General features: G+C 31.6%; 11 protein-coding genes. 6 read left to right on the forward strand and 5 right to left on the reverse strand.

All coding sequences use genetic code 11. The annotated features are described in order from the left end of the window. Positions 1-407: 407 nt before the first annotated feature. Positions 408-2789 carry a hybrid sensor histidine kinase/response regulator gene (locus IAI56_RS10190; protein ID WP_187657773.1) on the reverse strand — a complete coding sequence of 794 codons (2382 nt, stop codon included), beginning with the start codon at positions 2787-2789 and terminating at the stop codon, positions 408-410. A 216-nt stretch (positions 2790-3005) separates the two neighbouring features. Between IAI56_RS10190 and ccsB the strand changes: the two genes are divergently transcribed. Further along, positions 3006-6134 carry a c-type cytochrome biogenesis protein CcsB gene (gene ccsB, locus IAI56_RS10195; RefSeq protein WP_187657774.1) on the forward strand — a complete coding sequence of 1043 codons (3129 nt, stop codon included), beginning with the start codon at positions 3006-3008 and terminating at the stop codon, positions 6132-6134. A 71-nt stretch (positions 6135-6205) separates the two neighbouring features. On the opposite strand, the gene IAI56_RS10200 is transcribed toward ccsB, so the two are convergent. Continuing rightward, a complete protein-coding gene (locus IAI56_RS10200; RefSeq protein ID WP_187657775.1) occupies positions 6206-6997 on the reverse strand; it encodes an anti-sigma factor in 792 nt (263 codons plus the stop codon). Continuing rightward, positions 6997-7527: an RNA polymerase sigma factor gene (locus IAI56_RS10205; RefSeq protein ID WP_187657776.1), complete on the reverse strand. Its 531-nt coding sequence runs from the start codon at positions 7525-7527 to the stop codon at positions 6997-6999. The genes IAI56_RS10200 and IAI56_RS10205 overlap by 1 nt, the downstream gene beginning before the upstream one ends. Before the next feature lie 299 nt (positions 7528-7826). Between IAI56_RS10205 and IAI56_RS10210 the strand changes: the two genes are divergently transcribed. The 5 genes from IAI56_RS10210 to IAI56_RS10230 all read left to right on the forward strand — a co-directional run bounded on the left by IAI56_RS10210 (position 7827) and on the right by IAI56_RS10230 (position 13622). Next, positions 7827-8423 (forward strand): glutathione peroxidase, encoded by a 597-nt coding sequence (locus IAI56_RS10210; protein ID WP_187657777.1) that lies wholly within the window; start codon positions 7827-7829, stop codon positions 8421-8423. 78 nt (positions 8424-8501) lie between these two features. Further along, complete coding sequence (locus IAI56_RS10215) at positions 8502-9191, forward strand: SIR2 family NAD-dependent protein deacylase (RefSeq protein ID WP_187657778.1); 690 nt, start codon at positions 8502-8504, stop codon at positions 9189-9191. Continuing rightward, positions 9188-9883 (forward strand): sterol desaturase family protein, encoded by a 696-nt coding sequence (locus tag IAI56_RS10220; protein ID WP_187657779.1) that lies wholly within the window; start codon positions 9188-9190, stop codon positions 9881-9883. The genes IAI56_RS10215 and IAI56_RS10220 overlap by 4 nt, the downstream gene beginning before the upstream one ends. A gap of 72 nt (positions 9884-9955) precedes the next feature. After that, a complete protein-coding gene (purB, locus tag IAI56_RS10225) occupies positions 9956-11299 on the forward strand; it encodes an adenylosuccinate lyase (protein ID WP_187657780.1) in 1344 nt (447 codons plus the stop codon). 88 nt (positions 11300-11387) lie between these two features. After that, entirely contained in the window at positions 11388-13622 is a 2235-nt protein-coding gene (locus tag IAI56_RS10230) for a monovalent cation:proton antiporter family protein (protein ID WP_187657781.1), read from the forward strand. A 117-nt stretch (positions 13623-13739) separates the two neighbouring features. On the opposite strand, the gene guaB is transcribed toward IAI56_RS10230, so the two are convergent. Next, positions 13740-15212, reverse strand: a complete 1473-nt coding sequence (guaB, locus tag IAI56_RS10235; RefSeq protein ID WP_187657782.1) for an IMP dehydrogenase — start codon at positions 15210-15212, stop codon at positions 13740-13742. A gap of 57 nt (positions 15213-15269) precedes the next feature. Continuing rightward, positions 15270-17156 (reverse strand): tetratricopeptide repeat-containing sensor histidine kinase, encoded by a 1887-nt coding sequence (locus tag IAI56_RS10240; protein WP_187657783.1) that lies wholly within the window; start codon positions 17154-17156, stop codon positions 15270-15272. Positions 17157-17177 lie beyond the last annotated feature (21 nt).

The raw sequence follows: 17177 nt of genomic DNA on the forward strand, positions 1-17177 counted from the left end.
CAAAGTATTTTAATTTATAATGAGATTGTATATTATCAACACCTGACAGGTTTTTAAAACCTGTCAGGTGTACTATACAGTCCAACAATCCCATCCTTTTAACCATCAAGTTACATTAAGCTTGTTAAAATGCTAATTTGAAAAAGTGTATATTTGTTTGCATTCATTACAAAACAAGAAAAAAGCGACATCCTCAAAATGTCGCTTTTTAGTAGTATGATAGGTAAGGTGTTAAATCAAAAACCCATCAAAGGCTTCGAGGCGTTGGGCATTAATCCATTTAACATTATCGGGGCAAAGAAAGAGTATGATTTTTTTCAGGATTGACGATTTTAGATACAACCTTATAAAAATCAGAATTGATAGTAATGAACAACTAACTTTCATTTGCTATTTTACTAAATAATCTAATTAACAAGTAGTTTTATAATACTGAATAATGTGTCTTTATCTACTGGTTTTGATAAATATTTATTCATACCTATTTCAATTACTCTTGTTTTGGTAGTTTCCATGACATCGGCCGTTAGAGCAATAATTGGAATTGATTTTTTGTCTTCTCCGGCTTCGCCATTTCTAATGGCTATTGTAGCTTCATAACCGTCCATTACAGGCATTTGTAAGTCCATTAGTATGATGTCATAGTTTCCTTCCATAAGTTTTTGTACTCCTTCTTGACCATTGTTGGCAAAATCAACTTTGGTATTCAACCATTTTTTAGTTATCATTTTAATCACCATCTGGTTCATGGCGTTATCCTCAACAACCAATATGTTTTTTCCATTCAAATCATAATTAATTGTTTCTTTGGAAGGTTCTATTTCTTTAGAAATAACTATGTTTTGGTAGGATAAATTAATTGTACAAACTGTTCCTAAGCCAATGGTACTATCTACTTTTATAGTTCCGTTTTGTAAATTAACCAGATGTTTTACTATGAAAAGCCCAAGTCCTAAACCTCCAAATTTTCTTTTGTTATCAATACTATCTTGAGTGAATGAATCAAAGATGCTATTCATTTTCTCTTTTGAAATACCAACTCCAGTATCGCTTATTGTAAAGGTAAAATTGGCATTGTTGTTTTTATCAACTTCAGCGTCTAGTTTGAATTTTACAAATCCTTCATTTGTAAATTTGAGTGCATTGCTTAGAATATTGTGAAGTATTTGGCTAAGTCTTACAGCATCGCCTTTAACCATATCGGGTAAATTCTCTCCTTTTTGGAAACTGAAATTAATTCCTTTGTCTTTGGCTTCTTTTGCAAAATTGTTGGAAATATGCTCCACTGTTTTTACTAAATCAAAATCAGCCAGTTCAATTTTTATTTCATTTTTTTCAATTTTAGAGAAATCTAAAATATCGTTTATTGAACTGAGTAAGCTGTAGGTTGAATATTTAATTACTTGACTGTTGCTTTTTATTTGTTCATCGGTAGTATCGTTAGCAATTGTTTTTGCAGTGTTTAAAATAGCGTTTAAAGGCGTTCTTAATTCGTGACTTATATTGGATAAAAAATAAGATTTTAGCTCGTTCATTTCTTCTGATTTTTGAAGTGCTAATTCTTGTAATTCTTCTCGTTCGTTTTTCATCAATCGAATTAAATTTGCCATCGATAAGGAAAGGAAAATTACTTCCATTCCTGTACCTAGTTTCGAACCATTTTCGGTCCAAAAGTTTAATGGTAATATGCTGAAGTTTTTTAAAATGAAAACTACAAACCCACAAATTAAAAATAGAATACCGATAGCAAAGAATAAGTCAATTTTTTTGGTAGTTACATATATAGAAACTTGGGAAGCAATAATTAAAAGGAGTAGAATTAAACCTAAAGCATTGGCAATTGGATAAGCAAATTGCAATGCGCTTGGAAAAATAAAAAGAGAGATGAATAATAGTCCAACTAAGATATACAAACCATAAAATAGTTTGTTAATGAATTGATTATGTTCTTTTATTTTTAAAAATACTTGAGCATACCTTCCAAGGAAAAAGTTTGCAATACAGGCAAAGATGGCAACCGCATGCAAAGATATCCAACCAGCGTTGGGAGCAATATATTTATAAAAATAACCATCTACTGAAAATTGGAGTAAACCAATAAAAACCACATACATGCTGTAGTAAAAAAAGGTTTTATCTCTCATTCCAAAAAAGAAGAAAAGATATAAAATGGAAGCAACTGCCAATATTCCGTAAAAGAAACCAAAAATAAATTGTTCGAAATCATTTTCTGCTAACAATACTTCTGATCTTCTTAGCAATAGTGGCATTGTTAACATTTCACCATCACTTTTTACATGTAAATAAAATTGATGAACTTCATTTGGTTCTAACCTAATTTTAAAAATAGTTTTTCTTAAATCAAAACTTCTTTTATTGTATGGAATTGCATCACCACTATTATATTGTTTAACTAATTTTCCATCTTTTAGAATATACAATGTAGCAAAATCAGTTATTGGTCTCGCTGTTTCAAAATAAAGAGAAAACCCTTTTTTTGTCTCGTTCTTTAATTCAAAACGCAACCAAATATGGCTTGTAGTAAAACCAAAATCATAATTTTCATTTGGTATGTCTTTAAAGCTATTTTTGGGAAGTTTTAAAACTTCTACTAAAGTTAAATCTTTATTTTTTAAATCAATATATTCAGTATAATTATGAATGCTCACCCGATTTGGGATTTCATTTTGCTTTATTACAAACTGTGCAAATGAATTTTCTATTGATAAAAAAAAAATCAGCAATAATATGGAATAGCTATAATGGTAGATTTGGGTAGTTTTGTTCATTTAGTAGTTTTTTGTTTTACTAATTACGATTTTATTTAGTTTTTAGTTTTTCAAAAATATTGTTTTTTCTTTCAAGTTATAAATGAATATCTGCAATCTACAAAAAAAGCAAAAAAACACTAGTTAAACATTACTTAAAACACACGAACATCCATTAAAAATTGAGTTTTTTAAGTTACTTTTGTGCCACTTTATAACAAAACAAATTGTCCAGTTATGGAAAAAAAATTATTAGCCATTCTTTTCTCTACTCGTTTGATGGCTTTTCTCTTTATCAGCTTTGCTGTAGCTATGATTTTCGGAACCTTTATAGAAAGTAAATACAATACCGATACCGCCAGAATTTGGATATACAACGCTTGGTGGTTTGAAGCTATAATGTTGTTTTTTGTCATCAATTTCATTGGAAACATTAAGCGTTATCAATTATACAAAAAAGAAAAATGGGTAACACTGTTGCTGCATTTGTCTTTTATTTTTATCATAGTTGGTGCATTTGTAACGCGATACATCAGTTATGAAGGCATGATGCCAATTCGTGAAGGCGAAACGGCTAACCAAATCTATTCGGATAAAAGTTTTCTAACTGTTCTAGTTGATGGCGATTATAAAGGTCAATTAAAAAGACGAACGTTTGAAAAATCGCTTTTGCTTTCGCCAGTAACCAATAATCATTTTTCTATCAACGAAAAGTTTGCCGATATTCCTTTTTCTATCGAATACAAAAACTTCGAATTGGATGCTAAAGAAACGATTGAACCAAGCGCTGATGGCGAATTGTATTTGAAATTAGTAGAATCAGGCGATGGAACGCGCCACGAACACATGTTGAAAGAAGGTGAAGTACAAAACATTCACAATGTGCTTTTTGCGTTAAATAAACCAACGCAAGGTGCAATTAATATTGATACCAAAAACAATACCATTTCAACTCCATTCGACGGAACTTTCATGCGAATGGCTGATAAACTGCAAGGAAAAGTCGTGAAAGACTCGGTGCAACCTTTGATGTATCGTTCGTTGTACAACGTCAGCGGAAGCCAATTTGTTATTCCAGAAATGGCTGTAAAAGGTAAAAAAGTATTCAAATCGAGTGGTGATTTTAAAGCTAAAGCGCATGACGATGCGTTGACGATAGTAGTAACTTCGGGTAAAGAACAAAAAGAAGTTACACTTGTTGGTTCTAAAGGGAAAACTGGCGAACCGGTAATGGTAAAAATTGGTGAACTTGAATTTACTTTCTTCTTTGGAAGTAAAGTATATACGTTGCCGTTTAGTCTAAAATTGAATGATTTTATAGCCGAAAAATATCCTGGAACCGAGAAAAGTTATTCTTCTTTTGAAAGTAAAGTAACCGTAATTGATTCTACCGAAAAATTCGATGCTAGAATTTATATGAACAATATTCTTGACCACAAAGGGTATCGTTTTTTTCAAGCTAATTTTGATCCAGACGAAAAAGGAACAGTACTTTCAGTAAGTCACGATTTTTGGGGAACAATGATTACTTATGTTGGTTACACACTTTTATACATCTGTTTAATGTTGATAATGTTTACAAAAAACACTCGTTTCTCGGAGTTGAAAAGAAAATTGGAAACTGTGAAAAAGAAAAAAGCCAAACTGCTGACGATTTTGGTTTTATTCTCAACACTTGGTTTTGCGCAACAAAAAGATAATCATTCGCATCAAGCTAAAACGAATATGAATTATCTTGATTCAATTAAAAAATACCAAGTTCCCGAAATTCAAGCTTCTCGTTTTGGTCGATTAATCATTCAAGACGATGGTGGAAGAATGAAACCAATCAATACCTTTTCATCTGAATTATTGCGAAAAGTTAGCCATAAAGATACCTATGAAGGAATGAATTCTGACCAAGTATTCATTTCGATGAAACAGTTTCCATTTGCTTGGATAGAAGTTCCATTGGTTTATGTAAAAGGTAGTAATGATAGTATTCGTAAAATATTAGGTGTTGAAAAAGGACAAGAGTTAATTCCGTTTAAGAAGTTTTTTGACGATAAAGGAAATTACAAATTATCACCTTATTTAGATGCAGCGTATAAAACTCCAAATCCTAATAAGTTTGAAAAAGATTTCGTTGAAACCGATAAAAAGATAAACCTTTTGAATTCGGCTTTGTTTGGAAGCATACTTAGAATTTATCCAACACCCAACGATAAAAATAACAAATGGGTTTCTAATCTAGAACTTAGTCATGCTACTGGAACCGCATTGGATACTATAAAAACTGCGTTTCCGTTTTATCTTGAAGCTTTGGCAAAAGGTATCAAGACCAAAGATTATGCATTGGCAAACACGATGCTTGACGGTTTAGAGAAATTCCAAATAAAATATGGAAGCAAGGTTAGACCAACCGATAGCAAAATTGATGCTGAGATAATGTATAATAAACTGAATATATTCCAAAAATTACCTTATTGGTATATCAGTATTGCAGGATTGATGTTTGTACTTGTTATTTTTCAAATTTTTAAAGAAAGAAAGTTTTTATCGATTTCAATAAATGTATTGCATGTTATCATCGGGTTACTTTTTGTAGTACATACATTAGGGTTAATTGCTCGTTGGTATATTTCTGGTCATGCACCGTGGAGTAATGCTTATGAAAGTATTATTTATGTAGCTTGGTCAACTATGTTCTTCGGATTGGCATTCGATAGAAAATCCAAAATGACGGTTGCATCTTCGGCTTTTGTAACGGCAATGATATTAACGGCAGCTTATGCCAACTGGATTGATCCTGAAATTGCCAATTTACAACCTGTATTGAATTCGTATTGGTTGATGATTCACGTGGCAGTAATTGTAGCAAGTTATGGACCATTTGCACTCGGGTTTATTCTTGGTTTTGTATCACTTTTATTGATGTTTTTTACCAATGAAAACAATAAAAAGAAAATGGAGTTGAACATCAAAGAATTAACCTATCTGAATGAAATGGCATTAACCGTAGGTTTGGTAATGTTGACAATCGGTAATTTCCTTGGCGGACAATGGGCAAACGAAAGTTGGGGAAGATATTGGGGTTGGGATCCAAAAGAAACTTGGGCTTTAATAAGTATTATGGTCTATGCTTTTGTCATTCACGCTCGATTTGTTCCTGGTTTACGTAACAAATGGTTTTTTAATTTGATGGCAATGTTTGCTTTCGTATCTATATTGTTTACGTATTACGGAGTAAACTTCCATTTAGTAGGATTACATTCTTATGCAAGTGGCGAAGCTAAATCGTTAAGCTGGATTTATTACACATTAGGAAGTATTTCCTTAGTTGGAATAGTTACTTATCCAAAGTTTAGAAAATATTATAAACGATAATAATTTCACAACAAATAAAAAGGTTCAACATTGCGTTGAACCTTTTTTTATTGTACTAAGTTTTTCTAAAATTATACTTTTCCTAATGTATAAAGTTGTTCCATCGTTGGTGTTGCACTTCCGCCAGCTGGTTCAAGCGTAATACCAAAAGCTTCTGCACCAGAGGTTTTATCAACTGCAAATATTTTGGTGTCGTTTGCTTTGAAATCAGCCAAAAGACCAATACTTGTTGGTGTTAAAGTGGGTTGTAATTTAAGCGACCAAATTTGATATACCTTTCCTTCTGGGGGTTCAGGTAAACCGCTTGCATCAACATAAACTTCGTCGGTTTTTTGGTTCCAATAAATTTTAGCTTTAGCTGTTGGAGCAACCGTTTGTCCGCCAAGAGGAATTACTTTGTTGTTTTCATCTCTTACAATAGCTAAAACATCAGTAGTTGTTTTGTTTTTCAATTCCAAAACAACAACGGTTTCTTGTAATTTACCTTTTTCTTGTTCAATGTTGATAATTTGATTATTGGATTTTTCCAATTCCATATATTGATAACCAATTCCAATTAATAATGCAATCGATGCAGCCCAACCAATGTATTGCATACGGTTATTTATTGGCTTCATATCAATTATTTTAGCAGCATGTTTAATTTCTAGCTGTGCTTTGATTTTTTCAAACTGACTGTGCGAAATAAATGGCGAAAAGCTACTCGATAAATTGAGAATTGCTTTTTCAATGGCAATAATTTCTTTGTTAATTTCAGGATATTGTTTTGCCATTTGTTGAACTTCTGCAATTTCGGTTTCATTTAATAAACCATAAACATAAAGTTCTAAAATTCCTGATTCTATAAATTCTTTTGCTTCCATTATACTTGAAGATACGTTCTTAAATCATTAATACAGTTTCGGTTTTGTGTTTTTACTGTTCCCAATGGAATTTCAAGTTCTTCTGAAGCTTCTTGTTGTGTAAATCCTTTGAAAAATAATAAATCCAATAATTGAATACATTTTGGTTTTAGTTTTTTAACAAACTCTTGAATTCCTATGGTGTCAATTCTATTGGTCATTTTATTACTGTCGTCTAACAGATGTACGAAATTATCTGAGGATAGGTTTTTTTGTTTGTTATTAAAACCTTTGGAACGCAATTTGTCAATAGCCGTATTTCGGGTAATATTTAACATCCATGTGTACAATCTACCTTTAGTGTCGTTGTAGGTTTCAATGTTTTTCCAAATCTTTACAAAACTTTCTTGAAGCACATCTTCGGCTTCTTCACGATCGCTAACTAAATTTGAAATTACTGCAAATAAACTCTTGGAATACATGTCATACAATAATGTGAAAGCTCTATCGTCTTTCTTTAAAACCAGGGGTAAAAGTTCTTCTTGTGTCATACCTATTTTTTGTGGAGTTGTAAATTTATAAAAAAGTTTTTGCTCTTTTACATTAAATTTTGGACAACTAAACAAATATTATAAAATTAAAACCAAATTATTTTTCTTTTCGTAAATACAATCAAGATTAGGTTTTTTGTTTTAAAAGTAGCAAAAATCTGTGGTTAGGATATTTTTGTTACTAAGTTGAAGTCCAGTGTTCCCAATTCATTGGACTTCTTTTTTTTGTTGACATAATTTTATCATTTGTATAACATATTGTGTCGTTTCTATTTCTTAATTTTATAAAAAAATATTTCATGAAAAAGCTATCTTTATTTTTACTGATTTCATTTTTGATACTAAGTTGTCAAAATCAAGCACAGAATCAAGGAAATACTGCTCAAAAATCGAATAAAAAAACAACTACAATGGAAAAACAAACAATTTATCAGTTTAAAGTAACTGATTTATATGGTAATGAATTTGATTTTGCTTCCTTAAAAGGAAAGAAAATTTTAATTGTCAATACCGCTTCAGAATGTGGATTAACACCACAATACAAAGATTTAGAAGCTATTTATGGAAAATACAAAGAAAAAAACTTTGTTATAGTAGGCTTTCCAGCTAATAATTTTGGAGCGCAAGAACCAGGATCAAACGAACAAATTGCTGCATTTTGCCAAAAAAACTACGGCGTAACTTTTCCAATGATGGAAAAAATTTCAGTCAAAGGAAATGACAAACACGAATTGTATCAATTTTTAACCGAAAAATCTAAAAACGGATTACAAGACAGCGATGTAGAGTGGAACTTTCAAAAATATTTAATCAATGAAAATGGCGAATTGGTTAAAGTTTTATCGCCAAGAGTTTTACCAACAGATACTGAAATAGTTGGCTGGATAAACAAATAATCCAAAAAAATAAATTTATTTAAAACTCTCTAAATATGGAGAGTTTTTTTATTTTTATAAAAATCAAATTTACTAACGATGAAAAAAAAACTAGTCGTGTTAACTGGCGCAGGAATTTCAGCAGAAAGTGGCATTAAAACCTTTCGTGATGCCGATGGACTTTGGGAAGGTCATGATGTTATGGAAGTCGCTTCGCCCGAAGGTTGGCACAAAAATAAAGAATTAGTCCTCGATTTTTACAATCAACGAAGAAGACAATTGCACCAAGTAAAACCCAATCGAGGTCATGTCACTTTAGCCGAATTAGAAACAGATTTCGAAGTACATATTATCACTCAAAATGTAGATAATCTTCATCAACAAGCCGGAAGTTCTAATGTTTTGCATCTTCACGGCGAATTATTTAAGGTTAGAAGCACTAAAAATCATAATTATATTTTAGATTGGAAAACCGATTTGAATTTAGGCGATGTTGATGAAAACGGTCACCAATTGCGACCACATATTGTTTGGTTTGGCGAAGCTGTTCCAGCATTAGACGAAGCCATCGAAATAGCCCAAACCGCCGATTATTTTGCAGTAATTGGAACATCATTACAAGTCTATCCAGCTGCAGGGTTATTGCATTACGCCAAACCAAATGTTCCCGTTTTTTACATCGATCCAAAACCAGCATCCATTTATGATTTGTCAAATCCATTAGAAGTTATCCCAATGAATGCTACCGATGGTGTTCCTTTTTTGAGACAAAAACTTTTAAATCTATGATACAAATAAAGGATTGGCTTTACCATTTGAATTCTTTTGGAGATTTTAATTTACTCTGGATTTTTTTTATTGAAAACTTACTTTTAATTGTTTTGTCAGTATTTGTTGGTTTAATAATTGAATTTCAGAATACAGTTTTTAATAAAAAGGATTTTAAATGGATATTTTCAACTCTGGTTTGTAATACTTTAGTAACTTTTATTGGTTTTAAGTTATTTATATTGAACTATATACAGTTATCATTTGAATTTTCTATTCCATCATTTTTAGTAGATTTATTATGGATAACTCTTGCTATGGATTTTTTAATGTTTGTATTTCACTATTTTATTCATAAATTAAAATGGTTTTATACTTTACATAAACATCATCATTTGCATATTGAAACTAATGTTTACAGTCTATATGTTTTGCATCCAATAGAAACGCTAGTTTTTGGAACATTATGGCTTATCGTAATTATGCTTTTTGATTTTAATTTCTACAGTTTGTCAATTTATCTAATTTTAAATTTAACTTATGGAATTTTAGGACATTTAAAAGTTGATGTTTTTCCAAAATTTTGGTCAAAAAATAGTTTGACAAAATGGATTTCAACAACAACTTTTCATAATCATCATCATAAAGACGAAGAGAAAAATTTTGGATTTTACTTTACTTTTTGGGACAAAATTTTTAAAACTTACAAGTAAATATTTTTGACTAATTACTATTCACTAATTACTAATCACTATTTTTGCACCACAACAAAAACAACACAACAAATGTCACTAACTACTTTAAATGCCATTTCTCCAATTGATGGTCGTTATAGAAAAGCAACCAAACCTTTAGCCGAATTTTTCTCAGAAGAAGCTTTAATTAAATATAGAGTATTAGTTGAGGTTGAGTATTTTATTTCACTTTGTGAGAATGATTTGCCTCAATTAAAAAATGTGAATTCAACTATTTTTGAAGCTTTGAGAAATATCTATAAAAATTTCTCGACTGAAGATGCGCTTTGGATTAAAGAAACCGAGAAAACAACCAATCACGATGTAAAAGCTGTTGAATATTTCATCAAAGAAAAATTTGAAACGCTAGGACTTTCGCAATTCAAAGAGTTTATCCATTTTGGATTAACGTCTCAAGATATTAACAATACTGCCATTCCACTTTCAACTAAAGATGCATTTGAAAAAGTGTATTTGCCAAGTTTAATTAGTGTAATTGCTAAATTGAAAGAACTAAGTGTGGAATGGAAGGACATTCCAATGTTGGCGCGAACACACGGTCAACCAGCATCGCCAACGCGTTTGGGTAAAGAGATTTTGGTTTTTGTAGAACGTTTGGAGGAGCAAATGCGTTTGTTGTTTAATGTTCCTTTTGCAGCAAAATTTGGTGGTGCAACAGGTAATTTTAACGCTCATCATGTGGCGTATCCAAATGTTGATTGGAAAAAATTTGGAACTGATTTTGTTGAAGGAGTTTTAGGATTACAGCATTCATTTCCAACGACACAAATAGAACATTACGATCATTTTGCTGCTTTTTTTGATGCATTAAAAAGAATAAATACTATCATAATCGATTTAGATAGAGATATTTGGACGTATGTTTCGATGGATTATTTCAAGCAAAAAATCAAAGCGGGAGAAATTGGCTCGTCTGCAATGCCACATAAAGTAAACCCAATTGATTTTGAAAATTCGGAAGGAAATCTTGGAATTGCTAATGCTATTTTTGAACATCTTTCCGCTAAATTACCCATTTCAAGATTACAACGTGATTTGACTGACAGCACCGTTTTAAGAAATATTGGCGTTCCAATTGGTCATACCATCATTGGATTTGAAGCAACCATAAAAGGGTTGAATAAATTATTATTGAACGAACCAAAATTCGCCGAAGATTTAGAAAAAAATTGGGCTGTTGTTGCCGAAGCGATACAAACCATTCTACGTCGTGAAGGTTATCCAAATCCATATGAAGCCTTGAAAGGATTAACCCGAACTAACTCAGTGATCAACAAAAATTCTATTCATGATTTTATCGAAACTTTAGAGGTTTCGGAAGAAATAAAATCGGAACTAAAACAAATTTCACCAAGTAATTATTTAGGAATTTAATCCTAATTTTTGTTATAAATTCTTTAAATCTGCTTATTTCATTTTGAAAAAAGCAGATTTTTTGCTATTTTAGTAAAAATTCATTTTCATGCCACAATTTTTAGCTGCAACAACTGTTCATCTACCTGATTTAATTAGTGATTTAGGTTTAATCTTAATCACTGCTGCAATTGCTGTTTTACTTTTTAGAATGTTAAAACAACCTTTGGTTCTGGGCTATTTGGTTGCGGGATTTCTCGCTGGTTCAGAATTTGATTTTTTCCCAACAGTAAAAGATGTGAATAGCGTAAAGGTTTGGGCAGAAATTGGGGTTATCTTTTTATTATTCAGTTTGGGATTAGAATTCAGTTTTAAAAAACTAATGAAAGTTGGAGGAACGGCTTCAATAACTGCTTTTACTCAAATTATTGCAATGGTTACAATTGGTTTTTTTGTGGGCCAATTGATGGGTTGGAATAAAATGAATAGTATATTTTTAGGTGTAATTTTATCTATTTCCTCAACAACCATTATTTTAAAAACCTTTGATGAACTTGGCGTAAAATCCCAAAAATTCGCTGGAAATGTTATAGGTTCGCTAATTGTACAAGATATAATTGCCATTTTAATGATGGTTTTGCTTTCCACAATTGCAGTAAGTCAGCAATTTTCTGGAATGGAATTGGTTTTTTCAGTTCTGAAACTGTTGTTTTTTCTAACGATTTGGTTTGTTGTGGGTATCTTTTTTATTCCAACACTTCTAAAAAAAGCAAAGCATTTATTAACCGACGAAATGTTGCTAATTATTTCCTTAGCACTTTGTTTATTGATGGTAATTTTTGCGGCAGGAGTTGGATTTTCACCAGCTTTAGGAGCATTTATTATGGGTTCAATCATTGCCGAAACTACTCAAGCGGAACATATTGAACATCTTGTAAAGCCTGTAAAAGATTTATTTGGAGCGGTTTTCTTTGTGTCAGTTGGAATGTTAATCAATCCAGAGACTTTGGTTGAATATGCATTTCCTGTTGCTGTTTTAACGTTAGTAGTAATCTTTGGACAATCGTTAAGTTCTACAATTGGCGCATTGTTATCAGGTCAACCTTTAAAGCAATCCATTCAAACCGGAATGAGTTTGTCGCAAATAGGTGAATTCTCTTTTATAATTGCAACATTAGGAACAACCTTAAAAGTAACGAGTGATTTTCTTTATCCAATTGTAGTTGCTGTTTCGGCAGTTACCACTTTTACAACACCTTTTATGGTAAAATTTGCAGCACCATTTTCAGGTTATGTGGAAAAGAAATTACCTCGAAAATGGGTAAAACGCATTCAACTCTACAGTGCCAACACCGAGGAAATTAAATCGATTAGCAATTGGCAGATAGTTCTAAGAAGTTATTTGACACAAGTGGTAATTCATTCTATAATTATAGTGGCTGTAATTTTGCTTTCTTCAAATTTTATTTTGCCATTAGTTCAAGGATCAAGATTTGGAAATGCTACAGCTGCTTTAATCACTTTAATCATCTTATCACCATTTTTATGGGCTTTGTCATTACGTCGAGTTGCCGTAAAAGAGGTGTCAATTTTGATGGAAGAAAAAAAGCATCAAGGTCCAATTATTATGCTAGTGATTTTTAGAATTGTACTAACTTTATTTTATGTTGGTTTTGTTTTAAATACTTTTTTCTCATCTGGAGTTGCTTTTATTGCGTTTTTGCTTGCTATTGGAGCGTATATTCTATTTCCAAAAAGACTTCATGCCGTTTACAACAAAATAGAAAGTCACTTTTTGAGCAATTTTAATGATAGAGAAATTCGAAAAGAAAATAAGCGTCAAAACACCTTGTCGCCATGGGATGGACACATGGCAGAATTTGAGATTGCAAAAGAATCCAATTTGGCAGGAAAAACATTGGAAGAATTAACGATACGCGAACAATTTGGAATTAACATTGCTTCAATAAGAAGAGGTGAAGTTTTGATAAATATTCCAATAAGAACCGAAAGATTGTTTCCTGGCGATGAAATTAGTGTAATTGGAACGGATGATCAAGTAAAGGAATTCAAAATATTTTTGGATAAAAATGAAATTGATGTTCCAGAACAAATGGAGAAAGCCGACATTATACTTCAAAAAGTGGAACTTAAAAATAGAGTTTGCATTGGTAAAAGCATTCGTGAGTCGCAAATTCGAGAGAAAACCCATGGAATTATTGTAGGTATTGAGCGTAATGGAAAACGTATTCTAAATCCAGAATCGCATTTAGTTCTTGAAGACAGTGATATCCTTTGGATTGCAGGTGAAAAGAAAAAAATTGCAGAATTTTTGAAAGTATAAAAAAGAAAAGATAAAAATTTAACCACAAAGAACACTAAAATAAAAACACAAAGCTCACGAAGTGATTAAAAACTTGTGAGCTTTGTGTATTCTTAGTGAACTTGGTGGTTCAAAAAATTATCTCGAATAATTCGGAGCTTCTTTCGTAATTGTAACGTTGTGTGGATGACTTTCAGTAATTCCACTAGATGTGATTCTAACGAAACGTCCAGTTTCTTGTAATGTTGGAATATCTTTTGCTCCACAATATCCCATTCCGGCACGAAGTCCGCCGATAAATTGCTGCATACTTTCGTTTAATTCGCCTTTGTATGGAACACGACCAACGATTCCTTCAGGAACTAATTTTTTTATATCATCTTCTACATCTTGAAAATAGCGGTCTTTTGAACCTTCTTGCATTGCTTCAACCGAACCCATTCCGCGATAAGACTTGAATTTTCTTCCTTCAAAAATGATGGTTTCTCCAGGCGACTCTTTTGTTCCTGCTAACAATGAACCTAGCATAACCGAACTTGCACCAGCAGCGACAGCTTTTGGAATATCGCCAGTATAACGAATTCCGCCATCAGCAATTACTGGAATTCCTGTACCTTTTAATGCTGCAGCAACTTCTAAAACTGCTGAAAATTGTGGAAATCCAACGCCAGCAACAACTCGTGTGGTACAAATTGAACCTGGACCAATTCCAACTTTTACGCCATCGGCACCATTTTCTACCAAATACAAAGCCGCTTCTGGTGTGGCAATGTTTCCAACTACAATGTCAATTTGAGGAAATTTATTTTTTACTTCTTTCAAAACCGAAACAACACCTTTGGTATGTCCATGAGCAGTATCGATAATGATGGCGTCAACTCCAGCATTTACTAAAGCTTCAGCTCTTTGTAGTGAGTCAGCAGTAACACCAATGGCAGCAGCAACACGCAAACGACCAAAGGAATCTTTATTGGCAATTGGTTTCTGAGTATGTTTGGTAATATCTCTGAAAGTGATTAGTCCAACCAACTTATTTTCAGAATTAATTACTGGAAGTTTTTCGATTTTATGTCCTTGCAGAACTACTTCGGCTTGTTCTAAAGATGTTCCTTCAGCAACGGTAACCAAATTTTGGCTTGTCATTACTTCAACGATTGGTCTTGAATTGTTTTTTTCAAAACGCAAATCACGATTAGTAACAATTCCTTTTAAAGTTTTGTTTTCATCAATAATAGGAATTCCACCGATACCAAATTCTTTCATGGCATTTTTAGCATCTGAAACCAAAGCAGTTAGTGGTAAAGTTACTGGATCGATAATCATTCCGCTTTCGGCGCGTTTTACTTTTCTAACTTTTGCAGCTTGCTGTTCGATGGTCATGTTTTTGTGTAAAACACCAATTCCGCCTTCTTGTGCCATAGCAATTGCCATAGCACTTTCGGTAACGGTATCCATTGCAGCTGAAACAATTGGGACATTTAAAGTAATATTTCTTGAAAATTTAGATTGGATAGAAACTTCTCTTGGTAAAACATCTGAAAAATTAGGAACCAAAAGAACATCATCATAAGTTAATCCTTCACTGATGATTTTTGAATTGTGTGTGTACATTGCAATTTGTAGTTGTAGTTAAATTGCGTGCAAATATAGTGAAAACCATTGAACTATTTATGAATGATGTTTTAAAAATGAAATTACAAATTCGGTCATTTTTCCTTCGGTACTTTTGATGTCGAGTTTTCCTTTATTATTCAGCAAAAATTGTTTTACTAATAATAATCCTAATCCTGTTCCTTCTTCCATAGAAGTTCCTTTTTCTGAAGAAAGTCTTTTGTCAAAACTCATGATTTCTTGAATTTTGCTTTGGTTAATTCCGTCACCAAAATCTTTAATGTGAACATTATGGTATTGTTCTTCTTCAGAATAAAATATCTCGATTTTACTGTTTAAAGGTGCATATTTTAAAGCATTTGCTAGAATATTTTGCAAAATAATTCGAGCTTGACCAATATCGGCGTTTACAAAATGGATATCTTTTTTATCGTGTATAAATGAAATTTTCTTTTTGAAAGCATCTCGATATAACGAATTTACTGTTTCTTCTATTATTTGGTTCAATTCTACTTTTTCAAATTTTACTTTGGCACCATCAATTTGAGAACTTGCCCATGATAATATATTGTTTAACATAGCCGAAGTTCCTTCAACTTGCTTGTGTAAATGTTCATAAATAACAGCTTGTTCTTCTTTAGTTAAATCTTCATCTTTATTGAGTTCAATTACTTGAAGCAAAGAATTTATTGGCGATTTTAAATCGTGTGATATGACAGAGAAAAGTTTGTTCTTAGTTTGATTTAATTCTTCCAAAGTTGAATTTTGTGAAATAATCATCGATTGCTGACTTTCAATTTCTTTATTTTTTGCATCAATTTGCTTGTAAAGTTTTTCTTTTTGGTTTGCATACTTCGAATATTGATAAATGAATATCAACAACGAAATCAGAAGAAAGAAAATAAATCCAACAAAAATTCTAGTATTGTTTAATTTTTGATGCGTAATTTCGGTTTTTGCGATTAATTTTTCGTTTTCGGCTTCTTTAGCTTCTAGTTGTAAAATGTTGATTTCCTTTATTTTCGATTCGGCATATAATGAGTCGTTGTATTTTTTGTTTATTTCTAAATAATGATGTGCATTTTTATAGTCATTTTGTTGACTATAGACTTTCGAAAGGATTTCAGTAGCACGAGAAATATCCCATTTTGCACCTACTTTTTTTGCAGTTTCAAGACCTTTTAAACCATATTCTATAGCTTTTTGATAATCGCCTTTTTTTAGAAAAACTTCAGAAAGTCCAGATAATGCATATGCTTTTTCCCATAAATTAGGTTTTATGGTATCGGTTAAAACTTTTTGGTAATAATAAAGTGTAGAATCTAAATTGTTTTTTTTGAAATGAATATTCGCCAATTTATTCATTGCCATTTGAGAATCTTCTGAAAATTTGTTTTTCAAACTAAATTCTAATGCTTCTTTGAAACTAATGTAGGCTTCTTTGTATAACGCCAAATTAGTTTGAGAAACACCAATATTTAAAAGGTTTTTCGTTGTGAATTTTTTGTCATTAAATTTTTTGCAAATCACAATCGATTTATTAAAATTCTTTAACGCTTCTTTGTCTCTGCCAAATCCTTGCTGAATAATTCCTTTTCCCATCAAGCATTTTGCAACACCAAGTTTGTTATTTTCAAAATCATATATTTCTTCGGCTTTGATATAATTTTGCAACGCAATATCATAGGAACCATTGATGTAATAGTTCGAACCATAATTGTAGATTACATCTGCAATTACATTTTTATCGTTCAGTTTTTTTGCAACTTTTTCAGCTTTCGCCAAATAAAATTTTGCTTTATTAAAGTTAGAAAAAGAATGATTTTTAGATTCTCTTAGATAATAATCAACAGAATCTTTAGTTTTTGTGGTTCCAAATACTTGATTTTGAGTAATAAAAAGGCATATCAGGAACGATAACGAAAAGAAAGTTATTCGAGGCAAAGTTTATTTTTTAAAATTTGG

The organism is Flavobacterium macrobrachii (assembly GCF_014486675.1).
Taxonomy (GTDB): Bacteria; Bacteroidota; Bacteroidia; order Flavobacteriales; family Flavobacteriaceae; genus Flavobacterium; species Flavobacterium macrobrachii.

What these genes read in the sequence shown, in the direction of transcription:
- IAI56_RS10205 (WP_187657776.1), bottom strand. Translation starts at nt 7,527, where the DNA reads ATGACACAAGAAGAACTTTTACCCCTGGTTTTAAAGAAAGACGATAGA.
- ccsB (WP_187657774.1), top strand. Translation starts at nt 3,006, where the DNA reads ATGGAAAAAAAATTATTAGCCATTCTTTTCTCTACTCGTTTGATGGCT.
- purB (WP_187657780.1), top strand. Translation starts at nt 9,956, where the DNA reads ATGTCACTAACTACTTTAAATGCCATTTCTCCAATTGATGGTCGTTAT.
- guaB (WP_187657782.1), bottom strand. Translation starts at nt 15,212, where the DNA reads ATGTACACACACAATTCAAAAATCATCAGTGAAGGATTAACTTATGAT.
- IAI56_RS10190 (WP_187657773.1), bottom strand. Translation starts at nt 2,789, where the DNA reads ATGAACAAAACTACCCAAATCTACCATTATAGCTATTCCATATTATTG.
- IAI56_RS10215 (WP_187657778.1), top strand. Translation starts at nt 8,502, where the DNA reads ATGAAAAAAAAACTAGTCGTGTTAACTGGCGCAGGAATTTCAGCAGAA.
- IAI56_RS10220 (WP_187657779.1), top strand. Translation starts at nt 9,188, where the DNA reads ATGATACAAATAAAGGATTGGCTTTACCATTTGAATTCTTTTGGAGAT.
- IAI56_RS10200 (WP_187657775.1), bottom strand. Translation starts at nt 6,997, where the DNA reads ATGGAAGCAAAAGAATTTATAGAATCAGGAATTTTAGAACTTTATGTT.
- IAI56_RS10230 (WP_187657781.1), top strand. Translation starts at nt 11,388, where the DNA reads ATGCCACAATTTTTAGCTGCAACAACTGTTCATCTACCTGATTTAATT.
- IAI56_RS10210 (WP_187657777.1), top strand. Translation starts at nt 7,827, where the DNA reads ATGAAAAAGCTATCTTTATTTTTACTGATTTCATTTTTGATACTAAGT.